The organism is Vibrio sp. 1402 (assembly GCF_033340275.1).
Genome location: NZ_JAWOWE010000197.1, coordinates 1 through 764, shown reverse-complemented (window position 1 = coordinate 764; position 764 = coordinate 1). Strand labels below are relative to the sequence as shown.

The window sequence follows — 764 nt, the reverse complement described above, 5'->3', positions numbered from 1 at the left end:
CACTCACTTCACAACCTTCGCAGATTTAAGAGACTTTGCACCGACGTTCGAAGATGGCGATCTGCATATAGGCTTTGCAAACGCTCTAGCATGTCAAACCGACTTCGACGAAACCATCAAACGTTCTGCTGGTGAGGACACAGATGAAGCCAGCGGTAATGAGGAGAATGACGTTGGTTTCATGCCTAGTGCTTGGGCTCAACCAACCTTTGATGATGATCCCGTGTTAACCATCCGTTTTGGTTCTATCGGTATTGCCAATCTTAAAGTGTGTAAGTCGTTCGATATGAACGGTAACGGTATTCATGATGAAGGCGAAGGCTTGATTCCGAATTGGCCGGTCAACCTTTACATACCTGACAGTGTACCCGTTCCTAAACCATTCAACCCTGAGTATCCAGAAAATGGTGAATTCTTAGTGATAGAACAACTTCTTCTTGATGCCGGCGTTCTTCCACAAGGTGAGAATTTAGCGGAAGTCGATGTCAATGGTTACGTACAGCGAATGACAGGAGAGGATGGCTGTGCCACATTCTTCGTTCTCGTTCCAAATGTTCGCGGTGAAGATCCCGCGCCTTATGAAGTGAGCGAAAGCCTTTCTGCTGCATGGAACAATACCAGTGATCACACCATTTCGTTCGACGTAAAATCTGTCATGAAAATGGAAAATGGCGTCCCCCTCATTATCGGTGAAGCTTACAACCGCAGTGACGCACTTAATGGTAATGCAGTGCACTTCAATAACATTTGTGAAATTACCGCAG

The 764-nt window shown here is 45.9% G+C and carries 1 pseudogene; it reads left to right on the top strand.

Going from position 1 to position 764, the window contains the following annotated elements:
* Positions 1-764, top strand: a pseudogene (locus R7044_RS25050) (hypothetical protein); the annotation flags it as partial.